This is a genomic window from Bradyrhizobium sp. 149 (assembly GCF_023073915.1).
Lineage (GTDB): Bacteria > Pseudomonadota > Alphaproteobacteria > Rhizobiales > Xanthobacteraceae > Bradyrhizobium.
The window spans coordinates 1-17172 of the sequence record NZ_JADPKK010000023.1; the positions used below are offsets into that span (position 1 = coordinate 1).

General features: G+C 62.8%; 12 protein-coding genes and 2 pseudogenes. 5 read left to right on the plus strand and 9 right to left on the minus strand.

Annotated features, from left to right (window positions below; genetic code table 11):
* Positions 1-621: 621 nt before the first annotated feature.
* Positions 622-1815 (plus strand): CoA transferase, encoded by a 1194-nt coding sequence (locus IVA88_RS27880; protein WP_247500432.1) that lies wholly within the window; start codon positions 622-624, stop codon positions 1813-1815.
* Between the two features lie 150 nt (positions 1816-1965).
* Here the strand turns inward: IVA88_RS27880 and IVA88_RS32360 are convergent.
* The 3 genes and pseudogenes from IVA88_RS32360 to IVA88_RS27890 form a co-directional block, all read right to left on the minus strand.
* Positions 1966-2310: pseudogene (locus IVA88_RS32360) on the minus strand (outer membrane beta-barrel protein); the annotation flags it as partial.
* Complete coding sequence (locus tag IVA88_RS32365) at positions 2208-2792, minus strand: outer membrane beta-barrel protein (protein WP_253075362.1); 585 nt, start codon at positions 2790-2792, stop codon at positions 2208-2210. The gene IVA88_RS32365 and the pseudogene IVA88_RS32360, both read right to left, overlap by 103 nt.
* Positions 2793-3218: 426 nt before the next feature.
* Positions 3219-4088, minus strand: coding sequence for an outer membrane protein (locus tag IVA88_RS27890; RefSeq protein ID WP_247500433.1), 870 nt, complete (start codon positions 4086-4088; stop codon positions 3219-3221).
* Between the two features lie 173 nt (positions 4089-4261).
* Between IVA88_RS27890 and IVA88_RS27895 the strand changes: the two genes are divergently transcribed.
* Positions 4262-5028, plus strand: a protein-coding gene (locus IVA88_RS27895) for an IS5 family transposase (protein ID WP_247500434.1) whose coding sequence is annotated in 2 segments (ribosomal slippage) — positions 4262-4586 and positions 4586-5028 — 768 coding nt in all. Because the reading frame shifts where the segments join, the coding sequence is not laid out codon by codon here.
* 36 nt (positions 5029-5064) lie between these two features.
* Here IVA88_RS27895 and IVA88_RS27900 read toward each other — a convergent pair.
* The 4 genes and pseudogenes from IVA88_RS27900 to IVA88_RS27915 form a co-directional block, all read right to left on the minus strand.
* A pseudogene (locus tag IVA88_RS27900) lies at positions 5065-6412 on the minus strand (IS701 family transposase).
* A gap of 112 nt (positions 6413-6524) precedes the next feature.
* On the minus strand, positions 6525-8042 hold the full coding sequence (locus tag IVA88_RS27905; protein WP_247500435.1) for a tripartite tricarboxylate transporter permease: 1518 nt from the start codon (positions 8040-8042) through the stop codon (positions 6525-6527).
* A gap of 11 nt (positions 8043-8053) precedes the next feature.
* Positions 8054-8596 carry a tripartite tricarboxylate transporter TctB family protein gene (locus tag IVA88_RS27910; RefSeq protein ID WP_247500436.1) on the minus strand — a complete coding sequence of 181 codons (543 nt, stop codon included), beginning with the start codon at positions 8594-8596 and terminating at the stop codon, positions 8054-8056.
* 155 nt (positions 8597-8751) lie between these two features.
* Positions 8752-9738, minus strand: coding sequence for a tripartite tricarboxylate transporter substrate-binding protein (locus tag IVA88_RS27915; protein ID WP_247500437.1), 987 nt, complete (start codon positions 9736-9738; stop codon positions 8752-8754).
* A gap of 919 nt (positions 9739-10657) precedes the next feature.
* Here IVA88_RS27915 and IVA88_RS27920 point away from each other — a divergent pair.
* Positions 10658-11113: a hypothetical protein gene (locus IVA88_RS27920; RefSeq protein ID WP_247500438.1), complete on the plus strand. Its 456-nt coding sequence runs from the start codon at positions 10658-10660 to the stop codon at positions 11111-11113.
* A 119-nt stretch (positions 11114-11232) separates the two neighbouring features.
* Here the strand turns inward: IVA88_RS27920 and IVA88_RS27925 are convergent, their stop codons facing one another.
* Together IVA88_RS27925 and IVA88_RS27930 are read right to left on the minus strand one after the other, a co-directional pair.
* Entirely contained in the window at positions 11233-12030 is a 798-nt protein-coding gene (locus IVA88_RS27925) for an enoyl-CoA hydratase/isomerase family protein (RefSeq protein ID WP_247500439.1), read from the minus strand.
* A 43-nt stretch (positions 12031-12073) separates the two neighbouring features.
* Positions 12074-13273: an aminotransferase class V-fold PLP-dependent enzyme gene (locus IVA88_RS27930; protein ID WP_247500440.1), complete on the minus strand. Its 1200-nt coding sequence runs from the start codon at positions 13271-13273 to the stop codon at positions 12074-12076.
* A gap of 244 nt (positions 13274-13517) precedes the next feature.
* Here IVA88_RS27930 and IVA88_RS27935 point away from each other — a divergent pair, with 244 nt between their 5' ends.
* Both IVA88_RS27935 and IVA88_RS27940 read left to right on the plus strand, forming a co-directional pair.
* Positions 13518-16529 (plus strand): FAD-binding and (Fe-S)-binding domain-containing protein, encoded by a 3012-nt coding sequence (locus tag IVA88_RS27935; protein ID WP_247500441.1) that lies wholly within the window; start codon positions 13518-13520, stop codon positions 16527-16529.
* Positions 16522-16950: a heme-binding protein gene (locus tag IVA88_RS27940; RefSeq protein WP_247500442.1), complete on the plus strand. Its 429-nt coding sequence runs from the start codon at positions 16522-16524 to the stop codon at positions 16948-16950. The genes IVA88_RS27935 and IVA88_RS27940 overlap by 8 nt, the downstream gene beginning before the upstream one ends.
* Positions 16951-17172: the final 222 nt, after the last annotated feature.

The window sequence follows — 17172 nt, forward strand, 5'->3', positions numbered from 1 at the left end:
GCCCCCATACCCCCCACCAGCATAGCCGCCGCCGTAACGGGGTCCGCCGCCATACCCTCCCCGAGCTATGCACAAGCCATTTCGAGCATAAAAGTCATAGCCGTCCGGACAAACAGCCGAACCTTGGTAATTCCATTGCGGTCGAACAGCTTGCTGGGCGGATGCGCTCGTGGCCCATATGCTGGCAAAGGCGGCACACGTGATAATCATTGAAGCAAATCTCATGGTCCCTCTCCTCGCCCATTTAAGCGCTGTAAAACTAAGCTGCCGTTCGGCACCTTAATGGTTCCTGAATGGAAGGCGTGGCCGGCCTACGAATTCGCCAAGACGCCATCAATTGCCACACAGCGGCTGCTGTGACATCGATCAGCACCGCGATCGGGCGGCGCTTGCAGCGCAGTCATTTCGTGACCGGGCCCGCGGGATTCTTCGCGCCTGCCGCTTTCTTGGCGGCCTCGAATTCCAACTGGGCCGGAGAGCATGACTCTCCGGTGTGGTACGTCGCCGAGCGCGACCGCCACCGTCCCAGGTCCCGCGCGGCCCTGACCTGCCGCGTGATGTCTTGCCGCATGGTCATTCGGCACTATGGTAGGCCCGCAATCTGTCCCGGAGCCCACCAAGATGCCTTTTCCGCATGCCTCGGACGCCCTGTCGCGCTTCACCGTGCTCGATCTGACCCGCGTCCGGTCCGGGCCGACCTGCGTGCGGCAGCTCGCGGACTGGGGCGCCAACGTGATCAAGATCGACGCGCTCACCGAGGATGCCGGCGGCGAGCAGCCAGGTGGGCCGCGGCGGGGCTCCGACTTCCAGAATTTGCATCGCAATAAGCGGGCGATGACGCTGAACCTGAAGGACGAGCGCGGGCTTGCCGTGTTCAAGCGCCTCGCCGCCAAGGCCGACGTTGTGGTGGAGAATTTCCGCCCCGACGTGAAGAAGAAGCTCGGTATCGACTATGAGGGCCTCGCCAAGATCAATCCGCGCATCGTCTACGGCAGCATCTCCGGCTTCGGCCAGGACGGGCCCTATCACAAGCGGCCGGGCTTCGATCAGATCGCGCAAGGCATGGGCGGGCTGATGTCGATCACCGGCGCGCCGGGCCAAGGCCCGATGCGGGTCGGCATTCCCGTCGCCGACCTCACCGCCGGTCTGTTCTGTGCCATGGGCATCCTCACCGCGCTGCTGGAGCGCGAAGTCTCAGGCAAGGGCCAGTGGGTGCAGACTTCGCTGCTGCAGGCCCAGATCTTCATGCTCGACTTCCAGGCCGCACGCTGGCTGATGGAGAACGAAGTGGCAAAGCAGGCCGGCAACAACCACCCGACCAGCATTCCGACCGGCGTGTTCAAGACCTCGGACGGCTACATCAACATCGCCACCACGGGTGGCCGGATCTGGGAGCGGTGCGCGCAGGCGATCGGCGCGCCGGAACTCTATAGCCATCCCGACTATCTGACCGCGCCGGCCCGCTCCAAGAACCGCGACGCGCTCAACGCGGAGATCGAGAAGCGTACCTTGACGAAGTCCACGGAGACCTGGGTCCGTGAACTCAACGAGGCCGGCGTGCCCTGCGGGCCGATCTACGCCATCGACCAGATGTTCGAAGACGAGCAGGTCAAGCATCTCGGCATCGCGCAGGAGGTGCCGAATGACGAGGGTCGCGACATCCGCCTGGTCGGTCAGCCCGTGACGCTGTCGCGCACGCCGAGCAGGATGGTGGCGCGGCCGCCGGAATTCGGCGAGCAGACCGACGAAGTGCTGAAGGAGTTCGGCTTCGGCGCGGACGAGATTGCCAAGCTCAGGCACGCCAAAGTGGTGTGAGCGCCTCGTTAGAGGTCGGCCAACGAAAAAGCCCGGCGCTCGCCGGGCTTTTTGACTCGCGGAGCTGCGTCGCCGCTCAGGTGCCCCGCTGAAGCGATAGTTGACGCCGAAGCGCAGGATGTTGTCGGTGATGTACGAGCGATAGCCGACGACCAGGGGCGCGCCGCTGAGCGCGATCACTGGCGTTGCGAGCGAGCCCGAGACGGTTCCGAGATCGACATAGAGATATTCGAGCCTGGCGCTCCAATTGTCGGCGAAGGCGCCTTCGATGCCGGCGCCTGCGGTCCAGCCGAACTTCGTCGTGCTGTTGCTGAAATCTGCTGTAACGGGCGTGAACGTCAGGTTGTCGCCGCTCCCGGGGCTGCGCTGACATTGGTCGCGGTGATGGTGCCCTAGTAGGTGGAGACGCGGCCATAAGCGAGACCACCGGTGCCGTAGAACAGCACGCGCGGCGTCACCGCGACACCAAGCCGGCCGCGAACGGTGCCGAACCAGTCGAGCTTCTGGACGAGATTGAACGTAACGGGCAGCGCGGGATCGAACGTGTTGTCGCCGCGATGACCCGGCGTGCAGACGCCGTCCTGCAAACCCGCCGGCGCGCCGGCGCACAGCGCGTCGAAACGGCCCTTCCGGCCGCTGCCCTGGAAATCGGCCTCGAAGCCGATCACGAACATCTCGCGCTGCCAGTTGTAGCCGATCTGTCCGCCGCCGGTGACGCCGTTGAGATCGAACTTGCCGGCGCTCGAATTCAGCAGCGCGCCACCTCCGCTGTCGATGAAATCCGCCGTCGTGGCCGAGCGGCCCCAGCCATAGCCGACGTTGATGCCGGCGTAGAAGCCGCTCCAATTGTGGCCGGGATCCACGGCCACCTGCGGCGCCTTGGTATAAATGTGCGGCACCGCGAGATCAGCGGCGAAAGCAGGCGGTGCGAGCAGCATGGCGGTCGCGACCGCAACTAGCAGAGTTCGTGTCGTCAATCTTCCCTCAACCAAAATTGCCTGTTCGCCTGCTCGCGCGAGGCGGGCGATTCAGTGCCGCGACATTAGGGAGAGCGCATCGCTCCGCGCGTGCGAACGAAGGTCAGTCGTTTGTGGGATGCGAGCGCACGGCCGCGTACGGAAGGCGTGCGCGCGCCATCCGGGCGTTCTCGAAAACACTGCTATTTCAGTACGATTTGATGGTCGGATGGATTCCGCAGACTGATGCGATGGCGTCGGGAGGCGCCCGATGCATACGGCTTCGCGGGTCCAACCAGAGCAGATCAGGCCGCGGATGTGGCGCGACCGCAACAAGTCAATCGCGCCGTCCGATCGTCGGCCCTGCGCCATTTCCAAAAATTAGGACAGAAACGACAAAGCCCGGCTCGAGCCGGGCTTTGCTTCTTGTTGACGCCCCTGTTGTTCTTAGTACCTGGCGACCACCGGGCCGCCGAACTGATAGTTGATGCCGGCGCGCAGGATGTGGTCGGTGAAGCGCGACGAGACGTTGGCACTGACCGTGGAGAGCGGCGCCAGCGTGAACGGACCTGACGAGAAGTTGCGGAGATCCATATAGAGATATTCGAGCTTGGCGCTCCAGTTCTGGGTGATCTTGCCTTCGACGCCCACGCCAGCAGTCCAGCCCGCGCGCGTCGTCGAATTCGAGCCGACCGAGCCGACCGCCACGCCCGCGGGCGTGAAGCCGGTCATGGTGCCGGTGGTCTTGATCTCGCCAAAGGCCAGACCGCCAGTGCCGTAGAACAGCACTTTCGGAGTCGCCAGGATGCCGACCCGGCCGCGAACCGTGCCGAACCACTGAAGATGCTGATCGACCGTCAGGGTGGTGGCAGTCGCAAGGCCAGCCGGAGCGGCCGTCAGACCAGGAAGGCAGGCGCCGCCGGCAACCGAGACGGTAAAGCAGCTATAGGTAGCGCGGCCATTTTCACCCGACCACTGCAGGTCGCCTTCGATGCCGAACACCCAGTTGGCGCTCTGCCAGTTGTAGCCTGCCTGGCCGCCCGCAATGCCGCCGTTCATGTCGAAAGATGCGTTGGTGATGGAGCCGGCCGGAGGGGCGATCGCCGCGCCGGTTGCCGAGTTAAAGTAGGAGACGTCGGTGCGCGAACGGCCCCAGCTATAGCCGCCATTGCCGCCGACGGAGAAGCCGGTCCAGCTCCAGACCGGATCGACCATGACCGGCGCCTTGACGTAGGGCCTTGCGGCCAGATCGGCAGCCAGTGCGCCCGTCGCGAACAGCGACAACGCCGCCGCCATTCCAATCACAATCCGCTTCATGGCAATTCCTCTGCACAATTTTGTGATGAAAACAAACCCTGAGGGGCGCCCAACGGCTGTGCCGCGCCGGCAACATCGAGAAACAATCTGGGCGCGTAACGCCTAGGTTCTGTACCTATAACCATTGAGCGTTTGCGTTTGTCGTGATTCAAGGTCCCAGGAGGACCTTGAACATGGCCCGGTACGATGTTTCGGAGACCGAGTGGCGTTTGATCGCACCGCTGCTGCCCAACAAACCACGGGGCGTGGCACGGGTGGATGACCGACGCATCATCAATGCGATCTTTTATGTTTTGAGGACGGGCTCGCCTTGGCGCGATCTGCCCAGTCGCTACGGGCCTTATACGACCGCCTATAATCGCTACAACCGCTGGTCAAAGGCTGGCGTCTGGCTACGGATTTTCGAGACACTTGCGGCGCAATCACCCGGATCCCTGCACCTCATAGACTCCTCGATCATTCGCGCTCACCAGCATGCAGCCGGCGGTAAAAAGGGGGCCCGGATCACGCCATTGGCCGTTCTCGTGGAGGACTGAGCACCAAGATCAACGCCGTCGTGGACGAGAATGGCCTTCCATTGCGGATCGTGCTCTCCGCCGGCCAAGCATCCGACAAGGCCGCCGTGGCAGCCCTGCTTGAAGGACTGCCGCCCGCCCGCGCTCTCATTGCCGACCGCGGCTACGACGCCCAAGCCATTGTCGAACTGGTTCGCCAGCATGGCGGCGAGGCGCACATCCCGACCCAGCGGGACCGTAAAGTTCAGCGCTCGGTCGATCCCGGCCTTTATCGCCAGCGCAACATGATCGAGCGCTTCTTCTGCAAACTCAAACACTTCCGCCGCGTTGCTACGCGCTTCGACAAACTCGCTAGAAACTTCCTCGCCGCTGTTCTGCTGGCATCAACTAGACTTTGGCTCAGAGCTTATGAGTCCACGACCTAGCACTACTTTGGCAGAATGTGTTTGCGCCACTGTTTTTCAAGGATTTGCTTTCGGCAATATGGGCACTGCTGAGACGGCGGCCGAAGGATGAGATCGACGATGGCGTGACGTACGGCGGGCATGGTTGGTTGAGGCGGAGGCCCGTTGATTCTTTTTTTTCCGCCCCGTATGCGAGGCGATGATGTTGCAGGAAGGCGTAGGCAATCATTGTCATCAGGGCGTGGCGATGCAGACCTTGCCATGATCGCCCTTCGAAGTGATCAAGTCCAAGCTCCTCCTTCACCTGCTGATGCGCCTGCTCACAGATCCACCGTGCCTTGATGGTGGCGGCCAGTGTGCGCAGATCCGTCGCCGCCGGAAGATTGGCGAGATAGTATTTCTTCTCCCCAGAGGCACGTTGCTCGCCAATGAGCCAAGCTTCGTCGCCTGGGAGATGCTGCTGACCTTTATCCCATATCCGCTGCGGAGGGCCGTCGGCGGTCCGGACACGGAGAGCAGCAAATCGGGCTTTTAGCCGACCTTTCGTCCCGCTGCGCCAACTCACGGTTTTCCATTTGGCGCTGGCCAGCATTTGTTCTGCCGCAATCGATAAGATATCGGGCACGTGGTGCTTTCGTGGTTTCCCGCGAACTTTAGTAATCGGCCAAATGAGCTTCACATCGACCGGATACACTTTCAGGTGCCGAGGGATACCGACAGCCCAGGCCAGCCCGCGCTCTGTTAGCCCTTGTCGAAACGGTGCGCTGAGGCCGTATCCTGCATCCGCCAGCACACATCCAAAGCGCACCTTGGCTGCCATCGCGCGGTCAATCTCGGCTAAAGCAATCTCCGGCTTGGACCGTGGCGTTCGCTGTTCGACTGGCACGCGAGCGCGCTTCAAACGAGACATGTCGCTCGTCCAACTGTCGGGCAGAAAGAGACGTAACGCGACCATCACAGGCACTTCGCCGCGCGCAAGCGTTAGAGACACCAGCGTTTGGCAATTTGCCGTTTTACCGAGAGCCGACGCGTATTGAGCCGCAACACCGACCGAGCGCTCACCCTTCTTCGGCAATGAGGTGTCATCGATAACCAACACCGCATCGCTGCCGCCGACAAGTCGGTCCGCCTGGCTGAGCAGCTCTGTCTCCAGCGGCGTCGCGTCCCATACACCGTCCGCAATGAAATGGTGCAACTGGTCGTAGTTGCTCGTGGCAAGGCGTTCCGCCATCGGCTGAATGCTCTTGCGATCGCCAGGACCGATCAGTCCCGCAACATACAGAGGACACATCCGCTGTCGGGTCTTATGACCCAGCCGGTCCAAGAACGGCCTCAGCCAGCGTTCGAGTTCGTCTTCCCATCCCGGCATGGTCAGCCCTCCAAGAGCCGACCACCCATGAATCATTGAAAAATTGATTCGGGAATCCTATAAAACGAGACAAAATCAACAATCTGCCAAAGTAGTGCTAGGGCCAGGACGGCAGCACGGCTATCTTTTTGAAATAAAGAAAATATGCCTAGCGCGGCGTCGGTCTGGACCCCTGCGTCAATCCGACACGGGCGAGCAACCCATCGATCACAGGCCAGAACAGCAGCACGATCGCTAGCGTCGTGATCGAGCCGACCAGGCCGTTCGACCAGAACACCTTGAGGTCGCCGCCGGCGCCGATCATCGACAGGCGGAAGGCGTCCTCGGCGCGGTTGCCGAGCACGAGCGCCAGCGTGAACGGCGCGAGCGGAATGCCGATCTTCTTGAAGACGTAGCCGACGACGCCGAAGCCGAGCATCAGCCAGATGTCGAACATCGCGTTCTGGATCGCATAGGCGCCGATCGCGCAGGACACCACGATCATCGGCGCCACCGCGGCGAACGGCACGCGCAGGATCGAGGCGAAGATCGGCACCGTCGTCAGCACCAGCACGAGGCCGACGACATTGCCGAGATACATCGAGGCGATCAGGCCCCAGACGAAGTCCTTGTGCTCGATGAACAGCAGCGGTCCCGGATTGAGTCCCCACACCATCAACCCGCCGAGCAGGATCGCGGCGGTGCCGGAGCCGGGAATGCCGAGCGCCAGCATCGGCAGCAGCGCCGCGGTGCCGGAGGCGTGCGCCGCCGTCTCCGGCGCGAACACGCCCTCGATGCGGCCCTTGCCAAAACTCTCGGGATCCTTGGCAAAGCGTTTGGCCAGATTGTAGCCCATGAAGGAGGCCGCGATCGCGCCGCCGGGGGTAATGCCGAGCCAGCAGCCGATGAAGGAGGAGCGCAGCAGCGTCACCCAGTATCTCGGCAGGTCCTTCCACACACTCAGCACGACGCGCAGCGAAATGCTCGCCGCGTGTCCGCGCAGCGCGAGGCGCTCCTCCATCGTCAACAGGATCTCGCTGATGCCGAACAGGCCGATCACGGCGACCAGGAAGTTGATGCCGCGGAGCAGCTCGGACGAGCCGAAGGTCATGCGCAGATTGCCCGACACCGTGTCCATGCCGATGCCGGCGAGCAACAGCCCCAGCGACATCGAGATGATGGTCTTGTGCTTGGCCTCGCGCCCCAACCCGACGAAGGAGCAGAAGGTCAGCAGATATACGGCGAAGAACTCGGGCGGGCCGAACTTCAACGCAAAGGACGAGATCATCGGGGCGAGGAAGGTGATCAGGAGCACCGCGACCAGCGAGCCGATGAAAGAGGACGTGAACGCCGCCGTCAGCGCCTCCGCCGCCCTGCCCTGCTGCGCCATCGGATAGCCGTCGAACGTGGTCGCGACCGACCAGGCTTCGCCGGGGATGTTGAACAGGATCGAGGTGATGGCGCCGCCGAACAGCGCGCCCCAGTAGATGCAGGACAGCATCACGATCGCCGAGGTCGGATCCATCGTGAAGGTGAGCGGCAGCAGGATCGCAACGCCGTTGGGTCCGCCGAGCCCGGGCAAGACGCCGACAAAGATGCCGAGCACCAGCCCGACCATCATCAGCACGAGCGTCTTCCATGTCAGCAGGACGGCGAAGCCGTGAAGCAAGAGACCGAAAGCTTCCATCGCGGGCCCGCCTAGTAACCGAAGGCCGCTTCGAGCGGCCCTTTCGGCATGATGACGTCGAAGGCGATGTCGAAGGTGACGAACATGATCGCCGTGAACACAACGGCAGTGAGCAGCGACTTCCACAGCGCGATCCTGCCGACGAGGCGCATGAAGGCCGCAATCAGCAGGAAGCTCGCGACATAGAGGCCGAGATACTGCGTCGCCAGGCAGAACAGCAGCGTCGGCACGAACACCGCCATCACGCGGCGAGCCTGCGCGCGCGTGACGAAGGTTTCGGGTGCCGCGCGGTGCGCCACCAGCGCCGCGATCAGGCCGTAGAGGCTGCCGCCGCCGAGAATGACGGAGAGATAGAACGGGAAATAGCCGGGCTCCGGCCCGGTCGAATCCCAGGAGGCGCCGGTGCGCCAATTGTCGTAGCCGAGCGTGGCGGCCAGCGCGAGCAACAGGAGACAGACGAAGATCTCGATCGTGCCGGAGGAGACGAGCGAAGGCGAGTCGTCTTCGGGCGCGGTCGGATCGTCGACGACGATTTCAAGATCGGTCTGGGACATGCTCTGCCAGTTCAAATTGGGCTGTCGTCATCCGCCTAGCGCGCGATTGCGCACAGGAGCGGATGATCCAGTACGCCGTGCAGAAGCCGTCTTTGGTCGAGCTCTGTGCAATACCGGATGCGCCGCTTCCGCGGGGGGTGACGTGGAGGATGTGATTACTTCGCGACGAATCCGGCTTCCGTCATCAGCGACTTGTTGACGGCATCGTCCTCCTCGAGGAATTGCACCATGTCCTTGCCGGTGAGGAAGATCGGCTTCAGCGCCTGCTTTTCCATGTAGTCCTTGTATTCCGCGGTCTGCGTCACCTTGTGGAACAGCTCGACATAGAACGCCTGCTGTTCCGCGGTGACCTTGCCGGGCAGGAACATCGCGCGCAGCATCAAATACTGCACATCGACGCCCTCCTCCTTGCAGGTCGGGATGTCGGCCCAGGACTGCGTGTCCGTCACCTTGCTGGTGTAGGAGATTCGCTCCTTGTCGAACACGCAGAGCGGACGCACCTGGCCTGCACGCCAGACTTCGAGATTTTCCGATGGATTATTGACGTTGGATTCGGTGTGGTTGCCGACGAGCTGGGTCGCGGCCTCGCCGCCGGACTTGTAGGGCAGATAGGAGAATTTCGCGCCGGTCTTCTGCTCGAGGAACACAGTCAGCACGTGATCCTCGCGCTTGGAGCCGGTCCCGCCCATCTTGAACGGCGCGCTCGCCGCCTTCGCCGCGGCGACGAATTCCTTCACCGTCTTGGGACCCCCGCTGTTGTCCCACAGCACGAACTGGTCGAGCGCAATCACCGAAACCGGGGTCAGCTCACGCCAGTTGAACGGGATCTTCGCCGACAGCGGCAGCATGTAGATCAGCGAATAGGCGATCAGCACCTTGTTGGGGTCGCCCTCGCTGGATTTCATGTACATCAGCGCTTCGGCGCCGGAAGCCCCGCCCTTGAGCGAGACCACAATCGGCTGCTTCATCAGATTGTTCTTCTGGATGGCGGCCTGCATCATCCGCGCCATCTGGTCGGAGGCGCCGCCCGCGCCCGCCGCCACCACGATCTCGACCGGTTTGGTCGGCTCCCAGCCGGCGAAGGCCGGCGTGCCGCAAAGCGCAGCCGCCAGGGCGATCGCGGCCTTGATTCCATGTCCCACGACGCGTCTTCCCTATGCTCTTGTTCGGATTGGAAATTCAGAGGTGAATTCAGCGCCCATTGTGCTGGCGAATCCAGCCGAGTTCAAGCCGTCCGATGTCATCCCTCTTATGACTTTGGAATGAGACAAGCCTCGCGGAATTGGGTTACAACCCAGCCGCTACTCTCGCGGAGGCTCCGAAATAAGGATCGATGGCTTGATCAGGTCCAGAGATTTAAGAATCCTAGATATTTCGAGTAAGTAGAGATGCCGCGCCTCCTCTACATCAACGAGAGATTTGGCCACGATGCGACGATCATCTTGGACAGTGGAGAGGCCTGTTGGATCTCCGTGGGTAAGAAGGGCGTGTTAGTACGTTCTCACAAGCATAGCTTCTGGGGCGGATTACTGGGAAGCCTCGTTGGTCCGAAGCTCTATGAGGAGCGAGATATTTACCGAGCGCTAAGCCTTGCTCAAGCTCTCACTGCAACGTTTCGGCCGGTTCCACAGATTGGGTGCAAGGACGTGATACTCAAAGCGTTCTGTACAGCGGTTTGGTACTGCTCTTCACCCGAACGAGTTACGGATGTTTTAAATGAGCCCGCGCTGCTCCAGTAGCGTTGCCGCCCGTAGCCCGATTCATAGAGGCCCTTTTCTCCCGGTCATGGAACGCCCATGGCCACACAGCTTTCACTTCGGCTTGTATGGGCCTGATCAGTTTCGTACTTGCAATTTTCTGATGCAACCATATTCCTGAAATATGGATGCGACCAGAAAAGTCAGTGTAAATCACGATCACCAACTGAGAAGAGCGCGGTGGAAAGTGCAGTGGGGAGTGCCCGCCCGTGCGGCCGGTGGCATTGCAAGAGCAGCTACACTGTCCGATGACGAGCGAAGGGAGATTGCTCGGAAGGCCGCCAAAGCCCGTTGGGCGAGACACTTGCCGCAGGCCACGCATGAGGGCGTCATTCGATTCGGAACCATCGAGATTGAGGTTAGTGTTCTCGACGATGGGCAGCGTGTGATCACGCAAAGCGGCTTTATGGTCGGCCTAGGTCGCATTCGCCCACCTAAAGGACGTCAATACTACAGGGGCAGCGCCAATCTGCCCGCTTTTTTGAAGGTCCCGAATCTAAAGCCCTTCATCAGCGAAGACTTGCTCGAGCTAGCAAACCAGATTGAATTCCGCTCCAAAAAAGGCGTCAAGGCATTCGGGTACAAAGCGCGCTTCCTCGCAGAGGCCTGTGACGTCTTTGCGTGCGCCCAGCGCGCCGGAGTCCTAAAAGCCACTCAGCGCAATGTCGCTGACCGCGCCCGAATTATTGCGGAGCAGCTCAAACTCTCAGGTACGACCCACCTCATTAATGAAGCTACGCGTCATCAGGAAGCGCGCTGAAAATGGGTGCAGCAATACGTCCGGGTGCTTCTCGGCGCAGGGAACTCGCAGAACGGGCACAGCAGGTTCGATTGATGGCAAGCCCCTGCATTCTTTCGTTCTGAAGTGTCAATCTGGTATCACTTGCCCTTCCAGTTCGGCGTGCGCTTGTTGAGGAAGGCGTCCATTCCCTCGCGGAAATCTTCGCTCATATAGGCCTTGAGGATCAGATCCTCGCCCTCTTCGCGCGACAGCGTGCGGCGGATGCGACGCACTGCCTCCTTGGTCGCTTCAAGCGTCAGCGGGGCGTGGCTCGCGACGAGCTTGGCGGTCTCGTCAGCACGGCGCTGCAACGTCTCGACGTCGGGAACGATTTCGTTGAGCAGGCCGAGGGCCAGTGCTTCCGGCGCCTCGACCAGGCGCGCCTTGAAGATCAAATCCTTGGTGCGGGCGGGGCCGACCAGCGAGACGACGCGGCTGATATTCGACATCGACAGGCAGTTGCCGAGCGTGCGCGCGATCGGAAAACCGATGCGCGTCGCTTCAGTCCCGATGCGGAGGTCGCAGCAGGCCGCAATGCCGGCGCCGCCGCCGGTGCAGGCCCCCGCGATCGCCGCGATCACGGGCACGCGGCACTGCTCGAGCGTGCCGAGCACGCGATCGATCCTCGCCTCATAGTCGAGCGCATCCTGCGCGGTTTTGAACGCGCGGAATTGAGAAATGTCGGTGCCGGAGGCAAACGCCTTGTCGCCGGCGCCAGTCAGGATCAGCGCCTTGATCGTGCGGTCGGCATTGATCTCCTGGCAGATCTCCGCCATGCGCTCGTACATGGCGAAGGTCAGTGCGTTGCGCGCCTGCGGGCGGTTGAACGTGATCCGCGCGATGCCGTCCGTGACGGAGTAGAGCAGGTCTTCATTCGCAGTCGTCGGTGCGTTCATCGCGCGCTCTCTTTTCTCTAGGTTGGTTCGGTGACCTGAGCCTTCAAGCCACCTGAGCCTTGGCCATCGGCACCGCGTCGCGTCCCTTCAGGACGTCCATAGCCGCCAACACGCCGCCGCTCCGGTGCGGAATCTTTGCAAGATCGAGGCCCATCTCAACGCCGGCGAGCGTGCCCATCAGCATCAGATCATTGAAGTGGCCGATATGACCGATGCGGAACACCTTGCCCTTGACCTTGTTCAGGCCGGTGCCGAGCGACATGTCGAAGTTTTCCAGCACCACCTTGCGGAAGGCATCGGCGTCATGTCCGTCCGGCACGCGCACCCCGGTCAGAGCCGGCGAATGCGCGGCAGGATCGGCGCACTGCGTCTCCAGGCCCCAGACCTTGATCGCGGCACGCGTCGCCGCGCTGTGACGCTTGTGCCGGGTCCAGACGTTCTCGAGCCCCTCCTCCTCCAGCATCTTGACCGCTTCGCGCAGGCCGTAGAGCAAATTGGTCGCGGGCGTATAGGGGAAGGTGCCGAGCTTGTTGAAGCCGATGACCTCCTGCCAGTCCCAATAGGAGCGCATGCCGGGGTTGGCCTTTGCCACCGCGAGCGCCTTCTCCGAGACGGCGTTGAAGCCGAGGCCCGGCGGCAGCATCAGGCCCTTCTGCGAGCCGGCGACCGACACGTCGATGCCCCAGGCATCGTGCTCATACTCCATCGAGCCGAGGCCGGAGATGGTGTCGACCATCAGCAGGGCCGGATGCTTGACCCGGTCGAGCAGCTTGCGCACTTCAAGTGGCGGCGTCACGCAGCCGGTCGAAGTCTCGTTGTGGACGACGCAGACCGCCTTGATGGTATGCTGCTTGTCGGCGGCAAGGCGCTTCTCGATCTCGGCGAGGTCCGCACCATGGCGCCAGTCGCTCGGGACGAAGTCGACGTCGAGCTTGAACTTTTCTGCGATACCGCGCCACAGCACGGCGAATTGGCCGGTCTCGCACATCAGGACCTTGTCGCCGGGCGCGAGCACGTTGACCATCGCAGCTTCCCAGGCGCCGGTGCCGGACGAGGGGAAGATGATCACGGGCTGCTTGGTGCGGAACACCCGCTGCATTCCCGCGAGGACGGCGAAACCGAGCTCGGCGAACTCCGGACCGCGATGGTCCAGCGTCGGCATGTCCATCGCCCGCAGCACCCGGTCGGGCACGTTGGTCGGTCCTGGAATCTGTAGGAAATGCCTTCCAGTATGCACGGTCATCGGCGTCCTTCCCGGTCTTTGAGGCTTGTCTCTGAGTCTGTCTTGGAATCTGTCTTGGCCTTGAGCCCAGCTTGACTTCGGGCCTGTTGGCCTGAAGGGGGCTGCGCGAGCCGCTCGAATATCACTATTCGCCGGGCTTGTCCCTCGCCGGGCGGGGTCCGTCAATGCACAAGAAGCAGGGCTCGCCTTGCCAAGGGCCGTGCCCGTAGGCAAGACGGAGGCGGCGAACAGGCAAGAGCGGACCATGGCAGCGGAAGTGCCCGGGAAATCACAGGAATCGGCCAAAAGGGACGGCATAGCGGCACGTCTGGCCCGAGAAATTACCGGCGACGTCCTGTTCGACGGTTTCAGCCGCGGCCGCTACGCCACCGACGCCTCGTTCTATCAGATCGTGCCTGCGGGCGTGGTCGTGCCCAAGACCATGGACGAGGCCCTCAAGACACTGGCGATCGCGCGCGACGAGGGTCTGAAGGTCACCCCGCGCGGCGGCGGCACCTCGCAATGCGGCCAGACCGTCAATGACGGCCTCGTGGTCGATCTCTCGAAGCACCTGAACCGGATCCTGTCGCTCGACGTCGAAGGACGGACCTGCGTGGTCGAGCCCGGCATCGTGCTCGACCACCTCAACCGCCAGCTTAGGAAACACGGCCTGTGGTTTCCGGTCGACGTCTCCACGGCCTCGCGCGCCACCATCGGCGGCATGGCAGGCAACAATTCCTGCGGCGGCCGTAGCTTGCGCTACGGCACCATGCGCGACAACACGCTGTCGATGGAGGCTGCGCTCGCGGACGGCACACTGAATCGTTACGGCGAGGTGTCGGGCGATCTCTCAGATTTCGATGCGAACGACAGCGCGCGCGCCCTGTTCCGCGACATGCTCGATCTCGGCGCCCGCGAGGCCGGGGAGATCGCCGCGCGTTTCCCAAAGGTGCAGCGCCGCGTCGGCGGCTATAATCTCGACGCGCTGGTGCCGCGCAATGCGCGCAACAACATGGCGCATCTTCTCGTCGGCTCCGAGGGCACCCTCGCCTTCACCACCAGGGTCGAGCTGAAGCTGTGGCCCGTGATCCGCAACAAGGCGCTCGGCGTCTGCCATTTCGGCAGTTTTTACGAGGCGATGGACGCGGCCCAGCATCTGGTCAGGCTGAAGCCGATCGCCGTCGAGCTGGTTGACCGCACCATGCTGGCGCTCGGCCGCGACATCGCGATGTTCCGGCCGATCATCTCTACCGCAATCAAGGGTGATCCGGATGCGGTGCTGGTGGTCGAATTCGCCGAGGAGGATCAGACGGACAACCTCCTACGCCTGAAGCAGCTCGGCGAGCTGATGGGCGATCTCGGCTTCGGCTGGAATAACGACAAGCGCAAATGGGGCGGCGTGGTCGAGATCACCGAGCCCGCGCTGCAGAGCGGGATCGCCGATTTCCGCGCAGCCGGCCTCAACGTCATGATGTCGATGAAGCAGGAGGGAAAGCCGGTCTCCTTCGTCGAGGACTGCGCCGTGCCGCTGCCGCATCTCGCCGACTACACTGCGCGCTTGAGTGAGGTGTTCGCCAGGCACGGCACCAGCGGTACGATGTACGCCCACGCCTCCGAAGGTTGCCTGCATGTGCGGCCGGTGTTGAATCTGAAGCTCGAGAAGGATGTCAAGGCGATGCGCGCCATCGCCGAAGAGGCGTTCGAGCTGGTGCGCGAATACAAGGGCTCGCATTCCGGCGAGCATGGCGATGGCCTGGTGCGCTCCGAATTCCACGAAACAATGTTCGGCGAGCGCTTGGTCGCCGACTTCCGCGAGGTGAAGCAGCGCTTCGATCCCGATGGCGTGCTCAACCCCGGCAAGATCGTCGACGCACCGAAGATGGACGATCGTTCGCTGTTCCGCTTCAAGCCTGAGTATCGCGTCGCTGAGCTCAAGACAAAACTCGACTGGTCCGCTTATCCCGGGGCCGGCGGTGGTTTTCAGGGCGCGGTCGAGATGTGCAACAACAACGGCGCCTGCCGCAAGCTCGAAGGCGGCGTGATGTGCCCGTCCTACCGCGCGACGCGCAACGAAAAGGACGTGACGCGAGGCCGCGCCAACACGCTGCGCCTCGCGATCTCCGGCCAACTTGGCGCGGGCGCACTCTCCTCCGACGAGATGATGGAAACGCTGAAGCTCTGCGTGTCCTGCAAGGCTTGCCGCCACGAATGCCCAACCGGCGTCGACATGGCCAAGATGAAGATCGAGGTGCTCGCCGCGCGCGCGGCCTCGCACGGCCTGACCTTGCGTGACCGCCTGGTCGGCTACCTCCCGCGCTATGCCGGTCTCGCGTCGCGCTTCGCGCTGCTGGCGAATTTGCGCAACCGCAGCCCGCTGTTGCGAAAGCTGTTCGAGCATTTTGCCGGCATCAGCGCGCGCCGCACGCTCCCCGCCTTCCGCAGCGATGTGTTTGCACCGCCCGCGGACAGCGTGGGACCGAAATCCGGCCGCGAACTCGTGCTGTTCGCCGACACCTTCAACCGCATCTATGAGCGCGAAAATCTCGACGCCGCGCTGCGCGTGCTCGCGGCGGGCGGCTATCGCGTGCATCTGCCGAAACCCGCAAGCGGCGGCCGGCCGCTGTGCTGCGGCCGCACCTTCCTGTCAGCGGGTCTCGTCGACGAAGCCAAAGTCGAACTCGATCGTCTCGTTGCCGCATTTGCACCCTTTGCCGCGCGCGGCGTGCCGATCGTCGGTCTCGAGCCAAGTTGCCTGCTGACCCTGCGCGACGAGCTCGCCTCACTGCGCAAGGACGATGACGCCAAGGCGGTCAGCGCCCACGCGCTGACCTTCGAGGAGTTCCTGGTGCGGGAAGCCGAGGCCGGCCGGCTGCAACTGCCGCTCGGCGCGATCGCCGACAAGGCAATGGTGCACGGCCATTGCCATCAAAAATCATTCGGCGCCTTCAAGCCGGTCGAGCAGGTGCTGCGTTTGATCCCCGGCCTGAGGGTCGAGACCATCGAGTCGAGCTGCTGCGGCATGGCCGGCGCCTTCGGCTATGGCGCGGACACCTACGATGCCTCGATCGAGATGGCCGAGCTCTCGCTGCTGCCTGCCGTGCGCCGTGCAGATCAGGCGACGCTGGTCGTTGCCGGTGGCACCTCCTGCCGGCACCAGATCCAGGACGGCGCCCAGCGCGAAGCCCTTCACGTCGCACGCGTGCTGGCGATGAGCCTTGATCGCGCAAAGACCCAACCCACAACCACTCCCATTACGAAGGAAACGAGCCATGGCTGACCTCACGCTCGACACCGCCCGCAAGATCCTCGACGCCGCCTTCGCGAAATCCACCGAGCTGAAGCTGAAGCCGCTGGTCGTCACCGTCCTTGACGCCCGCGGTGTGCTCAAGATCGCCGCGGCGCAGGACGGCACCAGCCTGATGCGCGCCGAGATCGCGCACGGCAAGGCCTATGGCGCGCTCGCATTGGGCATGGGTTCGCGGGCTTTATTCCAGCGCGCACAGGAGCAGGCCTATTTCATCGGCGCCGTGAACACCATGGCCAAGGGCGCGCTGGTGCCGGTCCCCGGCGGCGTGCTGATCATGGACGGAACGACGCTGCTCGGCGCCGTCGGAGTCAGCGGAGATACATCCGACAACGATGAAGCTTGTGCGGTGGCTGGTATCCAAGCTGCAGGATTAAAGGCGAACGCCGGGTAAAGTCCGTGTGGCCGCAGAGCGCACCCGATAACGGCTTGGGCCGTCAGAGGCGATTCTCACGGCCGGCTGTCAGACCTAACACCAAGCACATTCGGCCGCGCCGGCACTTCGCTTCATCGGCGGAACTTGCCCGCTATGAAAAGAGGTGATCGGCCAACGACTCGTGTCGTGCGCTGTTCGTTCTTTTACAACCGCGTGTCACAACCCAGCACTCGCACAGGG